The 24,178-nt window shown below is 65.9% G+C and carries 19 protein-coding genes and 1 other RNA gene; 10 read left to right on the top strand and 10 right to left on the bottom strand.

Annotated features, from left to right (window positions below; genetic code table 11):
- The first annotated feature begins 26 nt into the window (after positions 1 to 26).
- From OH146_RS01950 to OH146_RS01930, 5 genes are all read left to right on the top strand, one after another.
- Positions 27 to 845: a Nif3-like dinuclear metal center hexameric protein gene (locus OH146_RS01950; protein ID WP_265156850.1), complete on the top strand. Its 819-nt coding sequence runs from the start codon at positions 27 to 29 to the stop codon at positions 843 to 845.
- Positions 846 to 889: 44 nt separating this feature from the next.
- Positions 890 to 1,630, top strand: coding sequence for a zinc ribbon domain-containing protein (locus tag OH146_RS01945; RefSeq protein ID WP_265156848.1), 741 nt, complete (start codon positions 890 to 892; stop codon positions 1,628 to 1,630).
- A 32-nt stretch (positions 1,631 to 1,662) separates the two neighbouring features.
- Positions 1,663 to 2,051, top strand: an RNA gene (gene rnpB / locus OH146_RS01940) — RNase P RNA component class A.
- Between the two features lie 374 nt (positions 2,052 to 2,425).
- On the top strand, positions 2,426 to 3,808 hold the full coding sequence (locus tag OH146_RS01935; RefSeq protein WP_265156846.1) for a hypothetical protein: 1,383 nt from the start codon (positions 2,426 to 2,428) through the stop codon (positions 3,806 to 3,808).
- A gap of 95 nt (positions 3,809 to 3,903) precedes the next feature.
- Positions 3,904 to 4,665 (top strand): L,D-transpeptidase, encoded by a 762-nt coding sequence (locus OH146_RS01930; protein ID WP_265156844.1) that lies wholly within the window; start codon positions 3,904 to 3,906, stop codon positions 4,663 to 4,665.
- A 1-nt stretch (position 4,666) separates the two neighbouring features.
- On the opposite strand, the gene ppgK is transcribed toward OH146_RS01930, so the two are convergent.
- Positions 4,667 to 5,431: a polyphosphate--glucose phosphotransferase gene (gene ppgK / locus OH146_RS01925; RefSeq protein ID WP_265156842.1), complete on the bottom strand. Its 765-nt coding sequence runs from the start codon at positions 5,429 to 5,431 to the stop codon at positions 4,667 to 4,669.
- Positions 5,432 to 5,446: 15 nt separating this feature from the next.
- A complete protein-coding gene (gene map / locus OH146_RS01920; RefSeq protein ID WP_265156840.1) occupies positions 5,447 to 6,313 on the bottom strand; it encodes a type I methionyl aminopeptidase in 867 nt (288 codons plus the stop codon).
- A 33-nt stretch (positions 6,314 to 6,346) separates the two neighbouring features.
- Here map and OH146_RS01915 point away from each other — a divergent pair, with 33 nt between their 5' ends.
- On the top strand, positions 6,347 to 6,520 hold the full coding sequence (locus OH146_RS01915) for an SPOR domain-containing protein (RefSeq protein WP_265156838.1): 174 nt from the start codon (positions 6,347 to 6,349) through the stop codon (positions 6,518 to 6,520).
- Between the two features lie 9 nt (positions 6,521 to 6,529).
- Here OH146_RS01915 and gdhA read toward each other — a convergent pair whose 3' ends face one another.
- Genes gdhA through OH146_RS01900 form a run of 3 tightly spaced genes read right to left on the bottom strand, consistent with a single transcriptional unit; the run spans position 6,530 to position 10,525 of the window.
- Complete coding sequence (gene gdhA / locus OH146_RS01910) at positions 6,530 to 7,882, bottom strand: NADP-specific glutamate dehydrogenase (RefSeq protein WP_265156836.1); 1,353 nt, start codon at positions 7,880 to 7,882, stop codon at positions 6,530 to 6,532.
- Positions 7,883 to 7,916: 34 nt separating this feature from the next.
- Positions 7,917 to 8,750, bottom strand: a complete 834-nt coding sequence (gene panB / locus OH146_RS01905; protein WP_265156834.1) for a 3-methyl-2-oxobutanoate hydroxymethyltransferase — start codon at positions 8,748 to 8,750, stop codon at positions 7,917 to 7,919.
- 38 nt (positions 8,751 to 8,788) lie between these two features.
- Positions 8,789 to 10,525, bottom strand: coding sequence for an NAD+ synthase (locus tag OH146_RS01900; RefSeq protein ID WP_265156832.1), 1,737 nt, complete (start codon positions 10,523 to 10,525; stop codon positions 8,789 to 8,791).
- A gap of 68 nt (positions 10,526 to 10,593) precedes the next feature.
- Here OH146_RS01900 and OH146_RS01895 point away from each other — a divergent pair, with 68 nt between their 5' ends.
- Both OH146_RS01895 and OH146_RS01890 read left to right on the top strand, forming a co-directional pair.
- Positions 10,594 to 11,931 carry a glutamine synthetase family protein gene (locus tag OH146_RS01895; RefSeq protein WP_265156830.1) on the top strand — a complete coding sequence of 446 codons (1,338 nt, stop codon included), beginning with the start codon at positions 10,594 to 10,596 and terminating at the stop codon, positions 11,929 to 11,931.
- A gap of 8 nt (positions 11,932 to 11,939) precedes the next feature.
- Positions 11,940 to 14,888 carry a bifunctional [glutamine synthetase] adenylyltransferase/[glutamine synthetase]-adenylyl-L-tyrosine phosphorylase gene (locus OH146_RS01890; RefSeq protein ID WP_265156828.1) on the top strand — a complete coding sequence of 983 codons (2,949 nt, stop codon included), beginning with the start codon at positions 11,940 to 11,942 and terminating at the stop codon, positions 14,886 to 14,888.
- A gap of 111 nt (positions 14,889 to 14,999) precedes the next feature.
- On the opposite strand, the gene glnA is transcribed toward OH146_RS01890, so the two are convergent.
- A complete protein-coding gene (gene glnA, locus OH146_RS01885) occupies positions 15,000 to 16,424 on the bottom strand; it encodes a type I glutamate--ammonia ligase (RefSeq protein WP_265156826.1) in 1,425 nt (474 codons plus the stop codon).
- Between the two features lie 140 nt (positions 16,425 to 16,564).
- On the opposite strand from glnA, the gene OH146_RS01880 reads away from it, so the two are divergent.
- Entirely contained in the window at positions 16,565 to 16,975 is a 411-nt protein-coding gene (locus OH146_RS01880; protein WP_265156824.1) for an RDD family protein, read from the top strand.
- Between the two features lie 24 nt (positions 16,976 to 16,999).
- Here OH146_RS01880 and OH146_RS01875 read toward each other — a convergent pair whose 3' ends face one another.
- Positions 17,000 to 17,716 carry a DUF4191 domain-containing protein gene (locus OH146_RS01875; RefSeq protein ID WP_265156822.1) on the bottom strand — a complete coding sequence of 239 codons (717 nt, stop codon included), beginning with the start codon at positions 17,714 to 17,716 and terminating at the stop codon, positions 17,000 to 17,002.
- A 120-nt stretch (positions 17,717 to 17,836) separates the two neighbouring features.
- Here OH146_RS01875 and OH146_RS01870 point away from each other — a divergent pair, with 120 nt between their 5' ends.
- Positions 17,837 to 19,273 carry a protein kinase domain-containing protein gene (locus OH146_RS01870; protein ID WP_265156820.1) on the top strand — a complete coding sequence of 479 codons (1,437 nt, stop codon included), beginning with the start codon at positions 17,837 to 17,839 and terminating at the stop codon, positions 19,271 to 19,273.
- Here OH146_RS01870 and sucB read toward each other — a convergent pair.
- From sucB to OH146_RS01855, 3 genes are all read right to left on the bottom strand, one after another.
- Complete coding sequence (sucB, locus tag OH146_RS01865; RefSeq protein WP_265156818.1) at positions 19,270 to 21,138, bottom strand: 2-oxoglutarate dehydrogenase, E2 component, dihydrolipoamide succinyltransferase; 1,869 nt, start codon at positions 21,136 to 21,138, stop codon at positions 19,270 to 19,272. The two genes, OH146_RS01870 and sucB, sit on opposite strands and share 4 nt — an antisense overlap.
- Positions 21,139 to 21,190: 52 nt before the next feature.
- Complete coding sequence (lpdA, locus tag OH146_RS01860; RefSeq protein ID WP_265156816.1) at positions 21,191 to 22,564, bottom strand: dihydrolipoyl dehydrogenase; 1,374 nt, start codon at positions 22,562 to 22,564, stop codon at positions 21,191 to 21,193.
- Positions 22,565 to 22,656: 92 nt separating this feature from the next.
- Positions 22,657 to 24,147 carry a leucyl aminopeptidase gene (locus OH146_RS01855; protein WP_265156814.1) on the bottom strand — a complete coding sequence of 497 codons (1,491 nt, stop codon included), beginning with the start codon at positions 24,145 to 24,147 and terminating at the stop codon, positions 22,657 to 22,659.
- Positions 24,148 to 24,178 lie beyond the last annotated feature (31 nt).

Below are 24,178 nucleotides of genomic sequence, written 5' to 3'. Positions count from 1 at the left end.
TGCACGCTCCTCGCTAGACTTGCAGGATGCCAACAACCGTCGCCGACGTAGCGGCAGCCGTGGAGTCGCTGTGGCCCGCCTCCGGCGCCGAGGGCTGGGACGCCGTGGGGCTTGTCGCGGGAGATCCCGACGCCGAGGTGCGTCGCATCCATCTTGCAGTCGACGCCGTCCTCGACACGGTCGACGAAGCGGTCGAGGCGAGCGCCGACATGCTGCTGGTGCACCATCCGCTACTGCTGCGAGGCGTGACTTCCGTCGCCGAGGACCGCTACAAGGGGGCAGTCGTGTCCCGACTCATCCGGGGCGGCACCGCTCTCCTCGCCGCCCACACCAATGCCGACGTCGTAGAGACGGGCACCTCTGCCGTTCTGGCCTCGCGCATCGGACTTGCGGATGCTGCGCCGATCGTCGCAGGGGAGTCCCCGTCCCGCGGACTCGGTCGGGTCGGAACCCTTCGCGAGCCGACGAGTCTCGGCCGCTTGGCTCGCGCTCTCAGTGACATCCTGCCTCCCACGGCCGGAGGAATCCGCGTGGCCGGAGACTACGACCGCGCGGTTTCGCGGGTCGCGTTGTGTGCGGGAGCGGGCGATTCCCTCCTGGGACACCCGACCGTGACCGGCGCGGACGTCTACCTCACCTCCGACCTGCGCCACCACCCCGCGTCGGAGGCACGCGAGGCTGCCCTCCTGGGGCGTGGACCCGCGCTCATCGATGTCTCCCACTGGTCCGCGGAATGGTTGTGGCTTGAGACGGCCGGGGAGGAGCTGCGTTCCGCCCTCCCAGGTGTGACGGTCACCGTGAGCGAATTGCGCACCGACCCGTGGGACTTCCTCATTGTGCAGTGACCGGCACGCGGCATCCGAAGACACTCGATAGAAAGCGACACCCAATGGCACTGAAAGCCAGCCCCGAATCGCAAGAGGCGCTCCTCACGCTGCAGGCGAGCGATACCCGGCTTCAGCAGCTCGCTCATCAGGCGAAGAAGCTGCCGGAGACGGCGCGTCTCGCCGAGCTTGGTCAGCAGGCAGAGGACCTCCGGCAGCAGCTCCTCGTCGAGATGGGCGCGGTCGAGGATGCCCGGCTCGAGCTGTCGCGCGTCGAGGCTGATGTCGCGGTCGTCGAGGCACGCATGGCGCGGGACGCCGAGCGGCTCGCCGGCTCGTCCTCGGTCAAGGATGTCGCGGGGCTCGAGCATGAGATCGCGTCTCTGCGCAAGCGTCGCGACGACCTGGAGGAGATCCAGCTCGGGGTCATGGAGCGACTGGAGGGCCTCGAGGCGACAGCCGAGGAGACGGGTGCCCTCCTCGACTCCGTGCGCGAGACGATCACCGACGTCGAGCGAGAGAGGGATGCCTCGCTCAGCGCGCTGGCACAGGAGCGTTCGAGTGCTGAAGCGCACCGAGCATCCGTCGCGGCCACGATTCCCGAGGACCTGCTCGCGCTCTATGAGCGACAGCGCTCCCGCTACGGCATTGGCGCATCGCATCTGCGCGGCGGGGTTACCTCCGCCAGTGGTGTGCGCCTCACAGAGAGCGACATGGCGTCGATAAGGGCGGCCGCTCCCGACGACGTCGTCATGTGTCCCGACTCCGAGGCAATACTCGTTCGTACTGCCGAATCGGGTCTGTGAGGGTCTCCGCACCGTAGACTTGCGGGAGCGAATGGGTCGGCAAGACGGTCGCGTCGCCCGCGCCTTCTCGGAGGCGCTGGCGCCGAGGAACGTCCGGGCTCCACAGAGCAGGACGGTGGGTAACGCCCACCCGGGGTAACCCGCGAGAAAGTGCAACAGAAAGCAGACCGCCACGGTGCTACGCCTTCGGGCGCGACCGCGGTAAGGGTGAAACGGTGGTGTAAGAGACCACCAGCGACCCGAGTGATCGGGTCGGCTGGGTAAACCTCGTCCGGAGCAAGGTCAGACAGGAAGCGTCACGGGTTGCTCGCCCAGCTTCCGGGTAGACCGCTGGAGGGCTGTGGCAACGCAGTCCCGAGATAGATGACCGTCCAGCACCTCAGGGTGTGAACAGAACCCGGCGTATCAGCCGACCCATTCGTCTTTCTGGGCAAGCGCTGGCAATCCCCTCTGCATTGTGGGCCGTTTCTCAGCTTCGGCCTCAGGTGACCCCCGTTCAGGGGGCAGCATGACCGGCTAGCACGGCTCCTCTTCTCGACAGGGGTCAGAATGGCGACCGAGCGCTCCGAGCCTCGAACCTTGTGAAGCTACCACCGGTGTGCACCCTCAACAAGGCGTCCGTTCTCAGGCCGGGCTCAGGGCAGAGGTCGCCCTTGCTGCGCGGCAAAAGTCAGCGCACCCTGACGAGCGATGGGGGAACGGAGCCGGCAGTCAGCCGAGCTTCGACATGCTCATCGCCCTTCGACCGAGCACGAGTCGGTGTCGAACAGGCGATTCGAATGGAATGGAGAGTTCATGCCCAATCAGAAGCGCAAGCAGGTGCTCGCAATGGCGGGATCGGCTGCACTCGTTTCCGGCGGAGTCTTCGTCGCCGCGGCGCCCGCGGCTGCCGCGCCCGGGGACCCGGCGTGCCTTGCAGCGGAATCGGACTTCCGGGCCGCGCTGGCCTCGATGGCGATCGACACCGATACGGCGGTCCAGGTGGAGTCGGCTCTTACGGAGCTGCTTGAGGCTCAGGAGTACCTCGATGCCCTCCTCGCCGCAGTCGGCGATGCTGCTGTTGCCGAGGCGGAGGCCGCGCTGGAGGCGGCCCTCGAAGTGGAGGCCGACGCCGAGGCCGCGCTGGGCGCTGCCATCGCCATTGCAGCGGATGCCGATGTGCAGGTCGGCTCCGTAGCTGCGCTGCTGACTGAAGCCGAAGCTGACGTTGTCGAAGCGGCAGAGGCGCTGGCTGCAGCCGAGGCGGAGGCGGCAGCAGCAGCTGATGCGCTCATCACCGCTCAGGCAGACCTGGCCGCCGCTGAGGCTGCCGTCGTGACCACGGCTGATGCGGTCGCCGTTGCCGCTGTGGCGGTGTCGGTCGCGGAGGAGGGTGTTGTGGACGCCGAGGCCGCCCTTGCCGCAGCACAGGCCGCCATTCCCGCGCTCGAGTCCTCTGCAGCCGCGGCCGCAGCAGATGTCGCGGATGCTGAAGCGGCTCTCGCCGCCGCGATCGACTCCGGTGACCCGTACGCGATCGAGGATGCAGAGGCCGAGCTGGACGCCGCCGTGATCGCACAGTCAGACGCGGACGCGTTGTTGGCGATCGCGCAGGAGACGCTTGCAGCAGCGGTGGAGGCCGAGGCGACCGCGCACGTTGAACTGGCCAACGCCGAGGCTGCACTCGCGGATGCGGAGCTCGCGGCGGAGGCCGCTGTCGCTGCTCGTGCTGGCGCGGAAGTGGCCGTCATGAACGCTGAGCTCGAGTTGGATGCCGCCGAGAGCCTCGTCGTCGATGCGGCCGACGTGCTCGCCACGGCTGAAGCGGCGCTCATCCCTCTGCAGGCTGAGCTGGAGGCTGCGGAAGCTGAAGCCGCTATCGCTGCGGAGGCCGTCGTTGTGGCAGAAGCCGACCTTGTGTCAGCGGCTACACGCGTCGTCGCCGCGCGGGAGACGCTCGCCCTCGTTTCCAACGCGGACGCGATTCTTGCCGCGGAGGCAGAGGTCGACGCGGCCCGCCTCGCTGTCGTGGCCTTTGCCGAGACCGACTCGAACAACCTCGAGGCGGAGCTCGCGGCCCTGGAAGAGCAGTTCGCTGCTGCGGTAGCGGCCTGCGGTATGACCACCGTTGTCACGGTGACGCCCGGCGGCGCGAGCGTGCCGCAGGCGATCCCGGGAATGGTGACATACACCGGCTAGGGCTGGCTACTGAGTACAGGTCACATGAGGAGCGAGGGTCGACCGATGTCGGCCCTCGCTCGCTCTCAGAGGTCTCGTTGAGAGGAGAATCCCTGATGCCCCGCTCCCTTTCCAGAGGCGCTTGCGCGGTTCTCGTCGCCACCGCGCTGACCTTGGCTGGCTGCGCCGCTGAGCCTTCGGACCATGAAGTCGAGGTTTCCGCCGAGGCCGACGCACCGATCGGGGCGGCCGAGTCGCCCTCGGCCGAGCCAGCCCCGTTTGAGGCGGACAAATACTATGCGGCGGAGGCAGTGGTGCCAGCGGTGTCGGTGCACGCCTCGCCGGGCGGAGCGGTCACCCATACCTTTTCTCACCCTCAGGAGTCCGGCGCACCGCTGAACTTCCTCGTCAAGGGGCACGAGGGCGATTGGCTTGAGGTCTATGTTCCTTCCAGACCTAACGGTGCCTCGGGGTGGATCATGACTCGGGCAGTGAATGTGTTCGAGATGCCGTTTCGTCTTGAGGTGTCAGTTGGCAGGAACGTGATGGAGCTGTACGAGGAGGGGAAGCTTGCGAGGCAGTTTCAGGTCGCGACGGGCACAGGAGGTACGCCCACTCCTCTCGGCACCTTTTTCCTTACCGAGCTGATGGCGCCCACTAACGCCGGTTATGGGCCGTATGCCTACGGTCTGAGCGCCTATTCGGAAGTCCTGAACGACTTCGGGGGAGGTTCCGGGCAGATCGGCGTGCACGGAACGGATGACGCTGCCAGTATTGGCACAGCGGCGAGTCACGGCTGCATTCGTCTCTCGAACGCAGACATCACCGAACTCGCGGGCATCCTTCCGCTGGGCACCCCCATCATCATCGGCGAGTAGCTCAGGCGGGGCGCTGCGTCTCTTCGGGCCGGGCGAGGCGTGCCGCACCCATCAGGCCCGCGTTGTTCTTGAGCTCGGCGGGCACGATCCGTGTCTCAAGGTCGAGAAGGGGGAGGAACTGCTCATGGTTCTTCGAAACTCCTCCTCCGACGACGAAGAGTTCCGGACTGAAGAGGCTTTCGAGCCGACGGTAGAAACGTTGGAGCCGCTCCGCCCACGTCTCCCAGTCGAGTTCCTCACGCTCCCGGGCACCGTTTGAGGCCACGGTCTCCCAGTCCACGCCGTCGATCTCGAGATGGCCCAGTTCGGCGTTCGGCACGAGGATGCCGTTGTTGATCAGTGCCGTGCCGATTCCCGTCCCCAGCGTCGTCATGATGACCAGGCCGTCAGTGCCTCGCGCGGCTCCATAGCGCGCCTCGGCGATACCGGCAGCATCCGCGTCATTGACGAAGTGGATGTCGCGGCCCAGGGCATCTTCGAATCGCTTTTCCGCCTCGACACCGATCCATTCGTCGCTCACATTCGCAGCCGACATCGTGCGCCCGTGCCGGACTACTGCGGGAAAGCACACGCCGACCGGGGTGTCGTCGTCGATCTCCTCGAAGCCCGACATCATCTCCACCACCGCGTCGATGATGGGGCCGGGTTCGCCGCCCTCGGGCGTCGAGATCTTGCGCCTGTCGGTGATCAGCGTCCCGGAATCAAGGTCGACGAGCGCGCCTTTGATGCCCGTCCCACCGATGTCGATGCCTACTGCCGTGCTCATGTCGCTTCCCTTCGATCAGGAGAGGGTCAGCACTTCTGCGCCGCGCTCCGTCACGACGATGGTGTGCTCGAACTGGGCCGTGATGCTCTTGTCCTTCGTGGTCACCGTCCAATCGTCGCTCCACATGTCCCACTCGTGTGTGCCGAGTGTCAGCATGGGCTCGATCGTGAAGACCATCCCGACCTCCATGACGGTGTCGAACTGGGGCGCGGAGTCGTAGTGCGGGATGATGAGCCCAGAATGGAAGGCGGCACCCACACCGTGGCCCGTGAAGTCACGCACGACTCCATAGCCAAAGCGCCGCGCATACGATTCGATGGCACGCCCGATGATGTTGACCTGGCGCCCCGGAGCGACGGCCTTGATTCCCCGCCGCAGAGCCTCCTCCGTGCGCGTCACCAGGTCGGCGACCTCCGGGCGCGCCTCGCCGACGATGAACGTGCGATTGGTGTCACCGTGGAAGCCGTTCTTGTAGGCCGTGATGTCGATGTTCACGATGTCACCCTCGGCGAGGACGGTGTCGTCGGGGATGCCGTGGCAGATCACCTCATTGACGGAGGTGCAGACGGCCTTGGGAAAGCCGCGATAGCCGAGGCATGAAGGGTAGGCACCCGCGTCGACGACGGCCTCGTGACCGATCCGATCGAGCTCCTCGGTCGTGACGCCGGGGCGGATGGCATCGCCGACACGATCGATCGCGGATGCTGCGATGCGCCCCGATTCTCGGATGAGTTCGATCTGCTCCGACGTGTAGACATCGCCACCCGTGTGCTTGGCGGGCGCCGCCTTGCCCACATATTCCGGGCGCTCGATCGTGGTGGGGACGGGGCGTATGGGAGAGATGGCGCCGGGAATCAGGTGGCCGCGGGAGTCCTTGGGCATAGGATCGATCTTAGATCGAGAGTCGGAGGTGTCATGTCCGAGTGGTGGTACAACACGAGAACCGGTGAGGTCGAGGAGGGCATGCAATCGCCCGCGATCGACAGGGCCGGACCTTTCAGTTCACGCGAAGAGGCCCTCCGCGCACCCGAGATCATCGCGGAGCGTTCTCGCCGCTGGGCCGAGGAAGAAGGCCGCGACGAGCGCTAGGACGTTTCGTCAGATGAGTCCCTGCGCGATCATCGCGTCAGCGACCCGGCGGAACCCACTCGCATTTGCCCCGACGACGTAGTTGCCCGGCGCACCGTAGTGTTCGGCCGCCTCGTACGCTGCGCGGTGCACATCGCCCATGATTGAGCGGAGCCGGTCCTCGCTCGTCGAGAAGTCCCAGCGCTGTCGAGCAGCGTTCTGGCTCATCTCGAGTGCCGACGTCGCGACTCCTCCCGCGTTGGCTGCCTTGCCGGGCGCGAACAACACGCCTGCCTCCTGAAGGAGAGCGACGGCATCCGGCGTCGTCGGCATATTGGCGCCCTCTGAGACGGCGAGCACACCATTGGCGATGAGGGTACGGGCGTCATCGACGTTCAGTTCGTTCTGGGTGGCCGACGGGAATGCCAGCTGTGCAGGCACGTCCCAGACCCGGCCGCGCTCGACGTAGCGTGCCCCGGGACGACGCTCGGCGTATGCCGAGATCCTTGCTCGCTCAACTTCCTTGATCTGCTTGAGCAGGTCCAGGTCGATGCCTGCTTCGTCCACGATGTACCCGCTTGAGTCTGAGGCCGTAATCGCGCGCCCGCCAAGCTGATTGATTTTCTCGATGGCATAGATCGCGACGTTGCCTGATCCGGAGACGAGAGCGGTCTTGCCCTCAATGCGGTCGCCCTTCATCGCGAGCATCTCGTCCATGAAGAAAACCGCGCCGTATCCGGTCGCCTCCGTGCGCACCTGGGCACCTCCCCAGAGGACGCCCTTGCCGGTGAACATGCCCGACTCGTGACGGTTCGTCAGCCGTCGGTACTGACCGAAGAGGAAGCCGATCTCGCGTGCACCCACCCCGATGTCGCCGGCGGGCACATCGGTGTGCTCACCGAGGTGGCGATAGAGCTCCGTCATGAAGCTCTGGCAGAAGCGCATGATCTCTCCGTCGGAACGCCCGTGAGGATCGAAGTCCGCTCCACCCTTCGCGCCACCGATACCCTGCCCGGTGAGTGCGTTCTTGAAGACCTGCTCAAAACCGAGGAACTTGATGATGCTGAGGTTCACGCTGGGGTGGAAGCGTAGCCCGCCCTTATAGGGACCGAGGGCAGAGTTGTACTGCACCCGGAAACCACGGCTCACGTGCACGTTGCCGCTGTCGTCGGTCCACGGTACCCGGAACATGATCTGGCGTTCGGGCTCCACGAGGAGCTCGACAACCCCACTCTCCAGATACTCGGGGTGCCGCTCCACGACGGGGGCGATGGACTCCAGCACCTCGCTCATAGCCTGATGGAACTCGAGCTCGCCAGGGCTGCGGAGTACGGCACGGTCGTAGACGTCGCGGAGGGCAGGGGTGAGTGCTGTGTGCTGCATGGTGGTCCTTTGGAGGGAGTGAGTACGGGCGCGGTCACTCGTAGGAGTGCTCGGGGCCCGGGTATGTTCCTGCGTCGACGTCGCTGCGAAAGGTTGTTGCCGCGTCCATCAGGGTGCCGCGCAGATCGGCGTACTTCTTGACGAAGCGGGGGATTCGGCCCTCCGCAAGGCCCGCCCAGTCCGTCCAGACAAGCAACTGGCCGTCGACATCGGGGCCGGCTCCGACGCCGATCGTGGGGATGCGAAGCTCCTTGGTAACGAGTGCCGCCGAGTCAGCGGGCACCATCTCGAGCACGACGGCGAATGCACCGGCGTCCTGCACGGCGTGAGCATCCGCGAGCAGTTGCTTCACCTGGTCGCCTCGGCCCTGGATCATGTGTCCCCCCAGCCCGTGTTCGCTCTGCGGGGTGAACCCGATGTGTGCCATGACGGGGATTCCCGCTGAGACGATGCGACGGATCTGTTCGGCGCTGCGCTCCCCGCCCTCAAGTTTGACCGCGTGCGCCCCGGTCTCCTTCATGAAGCGGAAGGCCGTGTGTAGGGCCTCGTCTGGACCCGTCTCGTAGGAGCCGAACGGCAGGTCCGCGACGACGAAGGCCCGCTTGGCGGCGACTGCGACGGCGCGTGCGAGCGGGATCAGTTCGTCGATCGTGACAGGGAGCGTCGTGTCGTAGCCGAACACCGTGTTTCCCGCGGAGTCGCCCACAAGGAGGAAGTCGATGCCCGCCTGGTCGAAGATCCGCGCGGTGAGGTAGTCATAGCTGGTGAGCCCCGTGATGCGGATGCCGCTCTCCTTGGCCGCTTGGAAGTGGCGGGTGCGCACGCGCTTGACAGGAGGCTGGGCAGAAGCACCATTGGATTCGCTCATGCTGCAACTCTAGACCGTGCCGAGCCTGCCGTCCCCGGTTACTCGGCGCGACTGGGCCGATAGGTCACCGGAAGACGCCGATCACGTCCGAATGCCATGCCGGAGATCTTGGGCCCGATCGCACCCTGTCGGCGCTTCCACTCTGCCCGGTCGACGAGCGTCGTGACCTCTTCGACGGTCGCGGCATCGAAGCCGAGGGCAACGACATCGGCCGCGCCGAGCTTCTGAGTCACGTAGGCCTCGAGGATGCCGTCAAGGATCTCGTAGGGCGGCAGCGAGTCCTGGTCCACCTGGCCGGGCTTCAGCTCCGCGGAGGGAGGCTTGAGGATCGAGTTCTCGGGGATCGGGGGACTCTCGCCTCGCGCGGCGGCGAACTCGTTCCGCCACTTCGCGAGCTCCCAGACGAGAAGCTTCGGCACGTCCTTGATGGGGGCAAAGCCTCCCACGGAGTCGCCGTACATCGTCGAGTAACCGACCGCGAGCTCAGTTTTGTTTCCAGTCGTCAGGACGAGGTGACCGTGCATGTTTGAGAGGCCCATGAGAATGACGGCCCGGATGCGCGCCTGGAGGTTCTCCGCCGCGATGCCGTCGAGCGCGAGCTGGTTCTCGATGGGGTCGACGAGGTCCGCGATCGCCTGAGTCTGAAAGTGGATGCCCGTCCGCTCCGCCAGATCGTCGGCGTCTGAGCGCGAGTGCTCGGACGACCACTGGCTGGGCATCGAGACGCCGTGCACGGTGTCAGGCCCGAGCGCGTCAACCGCGAGCGCGGCACATACCGCCGAGTCGATGCCGCCCGAGAGGCCGAGCACGACGCTGCGGAACCCGTTCTTGCGCACGTAGTCGCGAAGGCCCAGCACGAGGGCATTCCACAGCTGCTCACGGTCGTCGGGGAGTTCGGCGACATCCTTCTCGAGGGGCGTCTGCACCGTGCTCGTCGTGGTGAGTTCGATGCGGTGCACGTTGGCAGGCAGGGGGGTGTCCGTCGCGTCGGCGGCGTCGACGTCGAGTACCAGCAGATGCTCCTCGAACTGGGGAGCCCGAGCGAGGATCGTGCCGCTGCCGTCGACCACGACGCTGTCACCGTCGAAGACGAGATCGTCCTGCCCGCCCACGAGGTTGACATACGCGACCACGGTGTCGGTCTCGACCGCGCGCCGGGTCACGAGGGGTAGCCGCACCTCGTCCTTGTCTCGTTCGAAGGGCGAACCGTTCAACACGACGAGGATGCCGGCATCCGCTTCGAGCACGCGCCCGACAGGGCCCCCATCGCGCCAGAGGTCCTCGCAGATGACCACGGCCACGTCGATCCCGTTCAGCCGCACGACGAGAAGCTCGTCTCCCGGGATGAAGATGCGGTATTCGTCGAAGACCGAGTAGTTGGGCAGGTGGTGCTTCGCGTAGGTCGCCTTGATGTGGCCGTGGTGAAGCACGCTTGCGGCGTTCCGGGCGATCGCCGTGGGAGCGCTGCTGGTGCCCAGAAGGCGCGGCTCATGGGGGCCGTCGGGGTGCCCGACGATCACGACGAGGTCGCCGAGGCCCTCGTCCTGGAGGCGCTTGGCCAGGATCCGCACTGCATCCGTCGCTGCGGCGAGGAAGCTGGGGCGGGAGGCGAGATCTTCGATCGGGTAGCCCGTGAGCACCATCTCCCCGGTCACGAGCACTTCGGCACCCTTGGCCCTCGCCCGCCTAGCGGCCTCGACCACTTGGTCGCTGTTGCCCTGTAGGTCTCCCAGCACGGGGTTTGTCTGCGCGAGTGCCAAGCGAAGTCGTCCCATAGCCAGTAGCCTAATAGCGCATCATCGACCTGCTCAGGGGTCGATTCAGTCGAGACCACGAGGGGCACATGGACAAGCAGCGGGACTTCGTACTTCGTACCATCGAGGAGCGCGGTATCAAGTTCATCCGCCTGTGGTTCACGGATGTGGTCGGCACTCTCAAGTCGGTCGCCATCGCACCGGCAGAGGTGGAGGGGGCCTTTGCGGAGGGCCTGGGCTTCGACGGCTCCGCTATCGAGGGGCTCACCCGCTCCTATGAGGCAGACGTGCTCGCGCACCCGGATCCCGCCACATTCCAGATTCTGCCCTGGCGGGGTGAGATCGACCCGACAGCGCGCATGTTCTGTGACATCATGACGCCCGACGGGCAGCCAGCAATCGCCGACCCGCGCAACGTGCTCAAGCGCACGCTCGCCAAGGCCGCGGATGCGGGATTCACCTTCTACACGCATCCCGAGATCGAGTTCTACCTGCTCAAGAGCTCCAAGTTCGGCGTCGAGGGGCCCGAGCCGGTTGACTCGGCAGGCTACTTCGACAACGTACCCGGCGGCACTGCGCACGACTTCCGTCGGCGTTCCGTGCGGATGCTCGAGGACCTCGGTATCTCGGTCGAGTTCAGTCACCACGAGGCGGGGCCCGGGCAGAATGAGATCGACCTTCGCTACGCGGACGCGCTCACGACGGCTGACAACATCATGACCTTCCGCACCGTCATCAAGGAGGTCGCGATCGAGCAGGGCGTCTACGCGACGTTCATGCCCAAGCCCTTCTCGGAGTTCCCTGGCTCAGGAATGCACACCCACATGTCGCTCTTCGAGGGGGACTCGAACGCCTTCTACGAAGCCGGCGGTCAGTACCAGCTGTCGAAGACGGGCCGACAGTTCATCGCGGGGCTCCTCACGCACGCCCCCGAGATCACTGCGGTGACGAACCAGTTCGTCAATTCCTACAAGCGACTGTGGGGAGGCGACGAGGCGCCGAGCTTCATCACCTGGGGGCACAACAACCGATCGGCGCTCGTCCGCGTGCCGCTCTACAAGCCCAACAAGGGACAGAGTGCCCGTGTGGAATACCGAGGCATCGACTCGGCCTCCAACCCGTACCTTTCCTTTGCGCTTCTGCTCGCGGCGGGTCTCAAGGGCATCGAGGGGGAGTACGAGCTCCAGCCCGAGGCCGAGGACAACGTCTGGCAGATGACGGACTCGGAGCGCCGAGCCATGGGCTACAGCTCCCTGCCTGCCAGCCTCGACCACGCCGTGTCCCTCATGGAGGACTCGGAGCTCGTTGCCGAGACGCTCGGGGAGCAGGTCTTCAATTTCGTACTGCGTAACAAGCGTCAGGAGTGGCGCGAGTACCGCTCGCAGGTCACCCCCTACGAGCTGAACCGAAACCTGGAGATGCTCTAAGCGACGCCATGTCCCGGGACCAGACATCGCTGACGGAACTGGCCCGTCTCGGGTTCGCACGCCTGAGTGAGGCCCGCGAGATGCTCACGGGGATGGGGGCGACGCGCGCGCAGGAGCTGCTTCCTGCCTTCTCGCAGGCGGCAGACCCTGACGAAGCTTTGCGGCTCATTCTCGAGCTCCTCCGAGCCGCCCCCGACGAGACCAAGGGGCTCCTCGATCGTCCGGGGGGAGCCGAGCGCCTCATCCGCGTTCTCGGTGCGTCAACGGGCTTGGGCGAGTTCCTGCGCCGGCATCCGTCAGAGCTTTCCGTGCTCGATTCGCCTCTTCCCGCCCCCTGGGCGCCGATTGCCTATCGCGACGATCTCATCGCCGCCGTCGAAGGACATACGGGGGAGGATGGGTGGAATCGGCTGCGCATTCGCTACCGCCGGCACCTGGTCGCTCTCACCGCCTACGATTTGGGGCTCGACGATGCCCTCGCGGGGGTTTCCCGGGTGACGGCGGCTCTTGCGGATCTCGCTGCGGCTGCTCTTGAAGCGTCGCTCGCTGTGGCACGCACCGGAGTGCCCTTCTCTCCAGAGGAGATCGCGGCGACTCGTCTCGCGATCATTGGCATGGGCAAGGCGGGAGCGCGCGAGCTGAACTATGTCAGCGACGTCGACGTCATCTTCGTTGTCGAGGGTGACAGCAGCATCGATACAGGCCGAGCGATCGATGTCGGCACGCGACTCGCTGTCGCGACCATGAAGGGCATCACCGATCTCGCGAGCGAGCCGGCCCTGTGGGAAGTTGACGCGAACCTCCGACCCGAGGGCAAGGATGGCGCTCTCGTGCGCACGTTGGAGTCCCATGTCGCCTACTACGAGCGATGGGCGAAGAGTTGGGAGTTCCAGGCCCTGCTGAAGGCGCGCTTTCTCGCGGGGGATGGGAACCTCGGGGCGCGGTACGAAGCCGCCATTTCGCCGTTCGTGTGGCGCAGCTCCTCGCGCGAGAACTTCGTCGAAGGCGTCCAGAAGATGCGGGAGCGGGTGACGGAACACATCCCCGCCGACGAGGTCGACATTCAGCTCAAGCTGGGGCCTGGTGGCATCCGCGACATCGAGTTCACGATCCAGCTGCTGCAGCTCGTCCACGGCAACGCCGATGAGAACGTCCGGCAGCGGGATAGCCTCTCGGCGCTTTCCGCTCTCGCCGAGCAGGGATACATCGGCCGTGCGGAGGCCGCCGAGTTCGCCCACGACTATCAGTTCCTGCGCGTGCTCGAGCACCGCTTGCAGCTTGTGCGGCTCACGAGAACGCACCTGATGCCACGCGACCCCGAGGCGCTCCGCGTTCTGGCGAGGGGCTCAGGCGTCGCCAGCACCGCCGAGGGTGTCGTCGAACAGTGGAACGCGCGCAAGGCTGCGGTCAGGACGCTGCACGAGAAGCTGTTCTACCGTCCGCTCCTCGCTGCCGTGGCCGCGCTGCCGGAAGGCGGTTTGGCGCTGAGCAGCAGTCAGGCGGAGGCGCGACTCGCGGCGATCGGTTTCATTGATCCGAGGGGCGCCCTCTCTCACATCGCCGCCATGACGTCGGGGGTGTCCCGGCGCGCTCAGATCCAACGCAATCTCCTCCCCGTGATGCTCCAGTGGTTCGCGGAGGGAGCCGACCCGGACTACGGCCTGCTGGCGTTTCGACGCCTGAGCGACGAGCTGGGGGAGTCGTACTGGTATCTGCGAATGCTGCGCGACTCCTCAGGCGCAGCAAAGCGCCTGACTGCGGTGCTGAGCGGCTCCCGGTATGTCGGCAGTCTTCTCGAGAAGCTGCCGGAGTCTGCGGCGTGGCTCGAGAACGACCACGAATTGCGACCTCGTCCGCGAGCTCTCCTGCAGGAGGAGGCGGCGGCCTTGCTGCGCAGGCGGCCAGACGCGACCTCGGCGGCGGATGCGCTCCGAGCTGCCCGCCGGCGTGAGGTTCTTCGCCTCGCGCTCGGGGCGATCCTCGGCCTCATCACCGTCGATGAACTCGGCGTCGCACTCTCGGACGTCAACACGATGCTGCTCGAGGGTGTCCTCTCGGCGGTGCGGCGCGATGACGACGGAATAGAGTTCGGGATTGTGGCAATGGGCCGCTACGGGGGTGCCGAACTCGGCTTCGGTTCCGACGCTGACGTCATGTACGTCTACCGTCCGACCACGGCGGAGCCGCACGATGCGCAGCGGCGCGCGGATTCGATCGTCGCGGAGATCGTCTCGCTCACCGAAGATCTGCTGCTTCCTTTCGAGCTTGATGCCAACCTCCGTCCCGAGGGTCGCAACGGTCCGCTGACGCGATCGCTCGACTCGTACCGCTCCTACTACGAGCGCTGGTCACTCACATGGGAGGCTCAGGCGCTACTTCGGGCGCGCTGCGTCGCTGGCGACGCCGCACTGCTTGAGGACTTCACAACTCTGGCGGACTCCGTGCGGTACCCCACCGCGATTTCCGAGGCAGATGTGCGGGAGGTGAAGCGCATCAAGGCGCGTGTCGAGTCCGAGCGCCTTCCGCAGGCCGCCGATCCCACTCGACACCTCAAGTTAGGCCGCGGTTCACTCAGCGATGTCGAGTGGTTCGTGCAGCTGATCCAGCTGCAGCACGGTCATGCTCACGAGGATCTGCGCACCGCTTCGACTCTCGATGCGCTCAGCGCCGCCGCCAAGCACGGCTATGTCGATGAGTCAGAGGCCCTTGTGCTTCGGGAGGCGTGGCTTCTCTCCTCGCGCATCCGTTCCGCCATAACCCTTTGGTCCGGTCGCACCTCAGATGTCGTCCCGGTGGACCGCGCCCAGCTCGACGGCATCGCGCGTCTCCTCGAGTACCCGGCGGGCTCGGCCTCCGCTCTGGAGGAGGACTATCTCCGCACTACCCGGCATGCTCGCTCCGTGTTCGAGCGGCGGTTCTACGGCGTCACGAAGTCCTACGAGCCCTCGATCGGCTGATCGTCAGGCGATGCCTGGTGTTGTGAGCCCGGCACTGCGCTTCGACTCCACCACCCCACAACACGCGAAAGGGCCGCAGGAACGAATCCTGCGGCCCTTCCACTTCAGCGATCAGACTCCGTAGTACAGCTCGTACTCGATCGGCGTCGGACGCATGGCGGCGGGAAGGATCTCCTTCTCACGCTTGTAAGCGATCCACGTCTCGATCAGGTCCTTCGTGAACACGTTGCCCTGGAGCAGGAACTCGTGGTCGGCCTCGAGCGCGTCGAGGGCCTGCGCGAGGTTCGCGGGCACCTGGGGAATGTTCTTGGCCTCCTCCGGCGGAAGCTCGTAGAGGTCCTTGTCGACGGGCTCGTGGGGCTCGATGCGGTTCTTGATTCCGTCGAGGCCCGCCATGAGCTGCGCGGCGAAGGCGAGGTACGGGTTGCCCGAGGCATCCGGCGCGCGGAACTCGATGCGCTTCGCCTTCGGGTTCGTGCCGGTGATGGGGATGCGGATGGCCGCCGAGCGGTTGCCCGCTGAGTAGACGAGGTTGACGGGGGCCTCGAAGCCGGGCACGAGGCGGCGGTACGAGTTGAGCGTCGGGTTCGTGAACGCGAGCACCGAGGGTGCGTGCTTCAGCAGGCCGCCGATGTACCACCGCGCGGTGTCGCTCAGCCCGCCGTAGCCGGCCTCGTCGTAGAACAGCGGCTTGCCGTCGTTCCACAGCGACTGGTGGGTGTGCATGCCCGAGCCATTGTCACCAAAGAGCGGCTTGGGCATGAAGGTTGCCGTCTTGCCCCACTCGTTCGCCGTGTTCTTGACGATGTACTTGAACTTGAGGATGTCGTCTGCCGCGTGCACCATCGTGTCGAAGCGGTAGTTGATCTCCGCCTGGCCGCCGGTGCCGACCTCGTGGTGGGCGCGCTCGAGGACGAGGCCCGCGTCGATCAGCTTGAGGCTGATGTCGTCGCGCAGGTCGGCCTGCTTGTCGGTGGGGCTCACGGGGAAGTAGCCGCCCTTGTACGGCGTCTTGTTACCGAGGTTTCCACCCTCTTCGATGCGCCCGGTGTTCCAGGCGCCCTCTTCGGAGTCCACGCTGAAGAAGCTGGCGTTCTGCTTCGTTTCGTACCGCACGTCATCGAAGATGTAGAACTCGGCCTCGGGCGCGAAGTATGCGGTGTCGGCGATACCGGTCGAGGCGAGGTACTTCTCCGCCTTCTTCGCGACCTGGCGCGGGTCGCGACCATAGACCTCGCCGTTACGGGGGTTGAAGATGTCGAAGACCATGATGAGGGTCTTCTCGGCCCGGAAGGGGTCGAGGTACGCAGTCGTCACATCGGGGATGAGCTGCATGTCCGACTCGTGGATCGACGCGAAGCCGCGGATCGACGACCCGTCGAAGAGCTGTCCGTCGCGGAAGAAGTCTTCGTCGACAGTCGAGGCCGGGATGTTGAAGTGCTGCTGAACACCGGGAAGGTCGGTGAAGCGGATATCAAGGAACTTGACGTCGTTGTCCTTGATGTACTTGAGCACCTCGGACGAATCATTGAACATGCGATGGACTCCAATGGGCGAGGGGTTGTTCAGTGGTGACTGCGTGTGCAGCCATGAGGAGGCTATTGGGGAGGGGTTTCTCTGTGGTGTCGCAATTGTTTCGGCGATGTTACGCGTGTGCCCGATCATAGACTTGGAGGATGCCCGTTCCGCTTGCCGCCCCATCCGACCACGACTGGCCCGGCCGTCGCCTGGGCCTTCCCGAAAGCGGACCGCGATCCGTGGCTCGAGTCCCTCGGCGCGCAGTCGCGCTCCTCATCGACTTCGCGCTCGCGTCGCTTCTCTGGGCGGTCTTCTTCCGCGACGAACAGTGGGCGTCGACCCTGATCTTCGTGGCGATGCAGGTGCTCTTCATCCCGTTGCTTTCAGGCGGTATCGGCCATCTGTGCCTCGGCCTGCGCGTCGTACCGGTCACGGGTGGCTGGATAGGCGTGTGGCGCCCTGTCGTGCGAACGGTACTCCTCGCGCTCCTGATCCCGGCACTCATCTGGGACACCGATCAGCGCGGACTTCACGACAAGATTGCCGGCACTGTGCTCGTCAGGGTCTGAGCTTGCCAGGAACTCGCAGTCCGGTCAGCGCGGACGCGGCGCACGCGCGCGAGTGGGATCGATCCCCTTAGGAATCGCGAGTCCGCTCTTGCTACCGAGAGATGTAATGCGGTTGTTTACGGCGTAGACCTCGGCCTTGGTGAGCTGCTTCTTGTAGCCTCCGAGCGTTCGCGCAATGCGGTGGAGCGGCACGGAGTCGTCATCGGGGCCGACATGGATGACGTTGATCGGAACGTTGGGAAGGATGCGCGCCACCTTGCGTCGTTCGTCGTCGATCATTCGAGCCGTACGGCTCTTCGGCCCTTCACCAATCAGCGCAACACCGCCGCGACCGACAGCGCGGTAGACGGCATCCTGGGTGCGGGGGCTAACCGCCACGGGCATCTCGCTTGCAGTCCATCCTCGGCGGAGCGAGCTCTTGAGAACGGCCCCGACAGCGCCCGGCTGTCCCTCGATCTGAGAGTAGGCAGCGCGCTCGGCCCGCCGGCTCAGGACGATGAGGAACACGAGGACGCCGAGGAGCAGGCCTGAGATGATCCAGAGGACCATGGCGAAGACGTTGCCGCCGGAAATGAGTACGCCGGCGACGATGATGACCGCGGCAGGAACCAGGAACCCCAGAAGCATCCACCACACCGAGCTGGGGTCGTGGCGCCGGGTCATCGTGAAGACCTGGTACATCTGCTTGATGCGCCCCGGCTCCTTGGGGGCCTTCGGTGCCTTGTCGCTGCGTCGTGCCATGAATCAAGGATATGCCCTCGCGATACCCGACCGTTCCTCCACCCCCTCGCCGGGGGTCCGCGATCCACAGGATGCCGGAACTCGCTCTCAGAGGCCAGAATCGCCAGCAAGACTCGCCGCGTGGGAGTATTCGGTGGGTATCGTGCGGTGCGTAGGCTTGGATCGGGTTCACGCGCCGAGGTGTGGCTCGGCAGGGACGCCTCAGAAGCGTCCGTCGCGCTCAAGGTTTACAGACCGGACGTCGACTTCGCGAGCGTGGACCGGGAGATGCGCGCCCTCGCGCGGGTGGATTCTCCCCACGTGACCGCGCTACTCGATGCTGCGATCGACGATCACACTCGTCCGTGCCTGGTGCTTCCGCGGCTCGACCCGGGAGGACTTTCCCGTCTGCTTGCCATCCGCACCCGTGTCTCGGCCGGGGAACTCGTCACCCTGATCGTTCCGCTGGCACGCGCCGTGTCGGTGCTCCATGCCAACGGGGTCGTCCACGGGGACCTCAGGGTGACGAAGGTGTTGCTGGATTCCCACGGCGCACCCGTTCTCGTGGGAGGCGGGCGTATGGGTGTGTTGGCGAGACCACCGGCGCCGGGGGAACAGCGCGAGAATGAGGCTCTTCTCGCGGACCGGCGGTCGCTTGCCCAACTCAGTCGGGAGCTCGCAGGCTGCTGCACTGGCGGCGATGCTGAGAAGCTCTCGGCGTGGCTGTCTGACGACTGCTGGAAGAGCGTGAACTTCACTTCCGAACTTGTCTCCCGCGCCTTCGATCTCGCGTCGCCGGAGCCGCTTCGGATCCCGTGGAATGAGGGCGGGCCACCGCAACTCAGCGGCAAGGAGCGACTCGCCGAGGGCGGCTCAGATCACCGTGCTTCCCTGAGTGCCTCGGGACGGTCTACGTCTCGAGAGACGCTATCCGGTGCGAAGCCGTGGAAGTTAGCGCCAGCGGTTCTCCTTCACCGCGCTTTGCGCCAATGGGCGTCCGTGCGGCCCCGATTCCGGGTACTCGCTGTCGCGGGCGTCGTCGCGCTGCTGGCGCTCGGCGGCCTCGCCTTCTCACCGCAGGAAGGCCAAGCGGGAGCATCGGAGGCCACCTCCACATCCTCGCCAAAAGACGGGGCGGCACCGCCAGCGCCGTCGGACTCGGGAGCCCGCCCGCCTGCTGATGACGCCGGAGATGACGAGCGTGACGCGGTGATCCCGGGCGCTGCGCTCTCTGGAGATGATCCTGTCGCTGCCGGGCAAGAGCTTCTCCGCCTGCGCGACGAGTGCTTCGAGCGGAGGTCAACGGACTGCCTGGAGCTGGCCGTGCAGCGGGACTCGGCCGCCTGGGATACCGATACAGCGCGGATGTCAGCGATCCGCGAGGGAACCTTGGGATGGCAGCGACTCTCGAGTGATGAGGTGGAGGTCTCTGTAGTGGACGTGATGGGCGGAGTCGTCCTGCTCGAGGTGCGACCGCCCGCCGCGGGGGACAGGAGCGTGGGCACAATGGCGCCGGCCTCGGTTCTGATCATCAGAACCGAGGCCGGCTGGAGAATTCGCGACGTCTTCGAGGCCTAGATGCCGAGAGACCCCTCGAAGTCAGCCGCCTCCAGCCGCTGCTTCACAGCGACGAGGAAGCGTGACGCGTCCGCCCCGTCGATGATGCGGTGGTCGTAGGAGAGAGCCAGATAGACCATCGAGCGGATCGCGATTGCATCGCTGCCGCCGTCGCTGACCACGACGGGCCGCTTCGTGACGATTCCCGTCCCGAGGATCGCGGACTGCGGAAGGAACACCACGGGCGTGTCGAAGAGGGCTCCACGCGACCCTGTGTTCGTCAGCGTGAACGTGCCCCCTGCAAGCTCGTCAGGCTTGAGCTTGTTCTCGCGGGTCCGGTCAGCAAGGTCGGCGATCTCCTTCGCCAGGCCAGCGATGTCAAGGGAGCTCGCGTCACGGACCACGGGCGTCAGGAGACCGCGCTCGGTGTCGACCGCGATGCTGATGTTCTCCTGCGCCGGATAGACGATGTTCTCGCCGTCGATCGTGGCGTTGATGATGGGGTACGTCCGCAGGGCCTCGGCCGACGCGAGGGCGAAGAAGGGCAGGAACGAGAGCTTCGTGCCCGTCTTCTCAAGGAAGGCGTCCTTGACCTTGGCGCGGAGCGCAGCGACCTTCGTGACATCGACCTCGACCACTGAGGTGAGCTGAGCCGAGGACTGCATCGACACGACTGCGCGCTCGGCCACGACCTTTCGCAGGCGGGTCATTGGCACCGTCGTTCCGCGCAGTGGCGACGTCTCGACCTTCGCAGGGGCTGCGGCTGAAGTCTCGGGTGCCGCCTGCTGAGAGGTCTCGGACGTGACAGCCAATACGTCTTCCTTGCGAATCCGGCCGCCCACCCCCGTCCCCGTCACGGTGGCGAGATCGACGCCGCGCTCGTTCGCGAGCTTGCGTACGAGGGGTGTCACATAGCCGGAACCGCCGCCCGTGTTCTGAGCGGCAGGCGAAGCAGAGGCGGCCGGCGCTGTGTCGGCCTGAGGCTGTGACGAGGGCTGCTCATCCGCAGCGGCAGCGGGCTCCTCTGAAGTCGTCTCCGCGGCGATAGCCGCCGCCTCGGACGTGTCGTCCTCGGGAGCTGCGGTCGAGGGAACCGCTGCGGGAGGCTCGGAGGGCAGATACTCCTGCTGCTCCTGGGCAGGCTGCTCCTGAGAGGGCTGTTCCTGGGCGGGCTGTTCCTGGGCGGGCTGGTCGGGCGCCTGTGCGGCATCGGAACCGGAGCCGATCCGCAGAAGCTCTGCGCCGACCTCGATGGTCTGGTCCTCGGCGACGAGGATCTCCTGGACAACCCCCGCGATGGGGGACGGGATCTCAGTGTCCACCTTGTCCGTTGAGATCTCCAGCAGGGGCTCGTCCACCTCGACGCTGTCGCCCACCTGCTTGAGCAGTCGCGTGACGGTTCCCTCCGTCACGCTTTCGCCGAGGGACGGCAGTGTTACGGCCGTGCCGCCGGAGGGTGCTGCAGCCTGCGAAGACTGCGTCTCTTGGGGAGCTGCAGCCTGGGCCGGCTCTGCCTGGGCGGGCTCAGTTTGGGCGGGAGCGGGTGCCTCAGCGGCGGGCTCAGGGGTCGCTGCGGGCGCCGCTTCAGGGGCAGGTTCCTCGGCAGCCGAAGACTCGGAAGGCGCCGCCTCGGCGTCGCCACTGCCCGAGCCGTCGCCGATACGCACGAGCGGAGCGCCCACCTCGACCGTTTCATCCTCGGACACGAGGATCTCCTCGATCACTCCAGCGATGGGTGACGGGATCTCCGTGTCTACCTTGTCGGTCGACACCTCGAGGAGGGGTTCGTCGACCTCGACGCGGTCCCCGACGTTCTTCAACCAGCGCGTGACCGTGCCCTCGGTGACACTCTCACCGAGTGCCGGGAGGTTGACGGATTGGCTCATCTGTGGTGCTCCTTTGGTGAAATCTGTGGCTCCAGCATAGTTCGGGAGAGGGTCAGACGGCGTGGAGGGGCTTGCCAGCGAGGGCAAGGAAGGCTTCGCCGAGCGCCTCGTTCTGCGTGGGGTGAGCGTGCAGGAGCGGGGCGATGTCCTCGGGGTGAGCATCCCAATTAACGACCAGCTGTGCCTCGGCGATGAGCTCGCCGACACGCGCGCCGATCATGTGGACACCGACGACGGGGCCGTCGTTGACGCGTACGACCTTGATGAGCCCCGAGGTTCCGATGATGTGGCTCTTGCCGTTGCCCGCGAGGTTGTAGTCGTAGCTCGAGACGTTGTCGGCCCCGTGAACCTCCTTGGCCTTCGCCTCGCTGAGGCCCACCGACGCCACCTCCGGGTCGGAGTATGTGACCTTGGGGATGTTCACGTCATCGATCACGACCGGGTTGAGGCCAGCGATCTCCTCGGCGACGAAGATTCCCTGCTGGAAGCCCCGATGTGCGAGCTGGAGACCGGGAACGATGTCTCCGACTGCGTAGACACCCGGCACGTTGGTGGCCAGGCGCTCGTTGGTCAGGACAAAGCCGCGATCCATCGCAATGCCCGCCTCCTCGTAGCCGAGGCCCTGCGTTACGGGACCGCGGCCGACGGCGACGAGCAGGAGCTCGGCCTCGACGGTCTCGCCGTTCTCGAGGGTCACGACGACACCCTCATCGTTCTGAGTGACGCCCTGGAAGCGGACTCCTACCTTGAAGTTGATACCGCGCTTTCGGAAGGCGCGCTCGAACTGCTTGCTGATCGCCTCGTCCTCGTTGGGGACGAGGTGGGGGAGTGCCTCGATAATGGTGACGTCGGCGCCCCAGGACTTCCAGACGCTCGAGAACTCGACGCCGATGACGCCGCCGCCGAGAACGGCGACCTTCTTCGGCACGAAGTCGAGCTCGAGGGCCTGCTCCGAGGTGATGACCCGTCCGCCGATATCCAGACCGGGGAGGGTGCGAGAGTACGAGCCGGTCGCGAGGATGACGTTCTTACCCGTGTACCGAGTGCCGGCCACCTCGACGGTGTTGGGCGCCACGAGACGACCTTCTCCCTCAACCACGGTGATGCCGCGCATCTTGAGGAGACCCGTAAGCCCCTTGAACTTGCTGGACACCACTTCCTGCCGGTAGGCGGTGACCCCAGCGATGTCGATGCCGTCAAACGTGGACCTCACGCCGTACTTAGAAGAATCCCTGGCGGCGTCGGCGATCTCCGCCGAGTGGAGCAGAGCCTTCGTCGGGATGCACCCCACGTGCAAGCACGTGCCGCCGAGCTTGTTCTTCTCGATGAGGGCGACGGAGAAGCCCAGCTGGACTGAGCGCAGAGCGGCGGCGTATCCGCCGCTTCCGCCACCGAGGATCACTACGTCAAACGTCTGTTCGGGCACCCGTCAACTCCTTGGGGATGAGGCTTTGTGCGGATCGCAGCTCAGCACGGAGGTGCGCATCCAGCGGCAGATATTTCGTACTTTGCAGCGTACTACGCTCCTCGGAACGAGGCGGCCAGGTCGAGCAGCGCCCGCACTCCCACCGCGGTCGCGCCCTTGCCGGTGAAACCGTAGCCGGAGCCCGAGTTGTTGGCGGAGCCCGCGATGTCGATGTGTGCCCACGGGATCGTGGAGCCCGCTGTCGCTGCCGGAGTAGCGAACTCCTTCAGGAACACGGCGGCAAGCAGCATCCCGCCCGCTGTGTTGCCGATCTTGGCGTTTGCGATGTCAGCGATGTCGGAATTGAGAGAGCTGCGCAACTCTTCGGGAAGGGGCATCGGCCAGAACTTCTCACCTACCCGCTCCGCCGACGCGCAAAGGCGGGAGACAAGAGCCTCGTCACCCATCACGCCGGAATAGCGGTTGCCGAGCGCGACGATGGCTGCACCCGTGAGCGTTGCGATGTCGATGATGGCGTCCGGAGATTCCTCGCCCGCCGCGACGAGGCCGTCCGCCAGTACGAGCCGGCCCTCGGCATCCGTATTGAGGACCTCGATTGTGGTTCCGCCCCGCACGGTCAGGACATCGTTGGGCCGCATGGCGTCGCCCGACGGCATGTTCTCCGCGAGGCACAGCCAGCCCGTGAGATGTACGGGCAGTGCGAGTCGAGCTGCAGCCAGAAGCACGCCCAGAACGCTCGCGGCACCCGCCATGTCGTACTTCATGCCCACCATGGAAGCGGCGGGCTTGAGGGAAAGCCCTCCCGTATCGAAGGTGATGCCCTTTCCGACGAGAGCGAGATGGCCGCTGGCGTTCTGAGGGGCGTAGTCGAGCCGTACGAGACGGGGGCCCCGAGACGACCCCTTGCCCACCCCGAGCAGACCGCCATAACCGCCCGCCTCGAGCTCCATCTCTGTGAGCACCGTGACGTCGATCGGGAGGCCCTCCGCGGCGGCCACAGCTCGTTCTGCGAGCGTTTGAGGGTAGAGCTCCGCCGGGGGAGCGTTCACCAGATCGCGAACGACCGCCATCGCTTGCGCGATCGCCGCGGCCCGTTCGACCTGCTTGGAAGTGTTGGAGAGATCGGAAGCGATGAGGATCTCGCCCGCCGGCACCTTTGCGCTCTCTCGCGTCTTGCCTCTGCAGGAGGTGTAGGCGTACGCCCCGATCGCAGCCCCTTCCAATACGGCCGAGAGATCTTCGGCGTTCACGACCGGTAGGGCGAGAGCCAGCGTGTCGATGCCGACGAGTTGCCTGCTCGCGCTGCCTGCTGCCAGGCGGAGCGACTCGGGCGACAACTCGCCCCGTCCGAGACCGACGAGAGCGACAGCGCCAGCGGCGATGTTTTCGACGGGCACCCGCACGATCTCATCCCGAGCTCCCGTCACCCCGAGGGCCGTGAGCCTGTCCCGGATGGGGTCAAGAACGCTCAGTCCGGAGTGGAGGACGGGTGCGGAGTCACCGCTGCTCACCCCCACAACCAAGATGTCTGCCTTGATCTTTTCGGGTGCTGTGCCGACGACGGAAAGCTGGGGTGTGGTCATCCGCCCATGCTATTGGTGTTCGCTCATGGCG

Origin of the sequence: Homoserinimonas sedimenticola (assembly GCF_026094475.1) — a bacterium.
In the GTDB taxonomy this organism is placed as follows: domain Bacteria; phylum Actinomycetota; class Actinomycetes; order Actinomycetales; family Microbacteriaceae; genus Homoserinimonas; species Homoserinimonas sedimenticola.
Note: the sequence above shows the minus strand (reverse complement) of the source record. Positions and strands in the feature narration are given on the sequence as shown.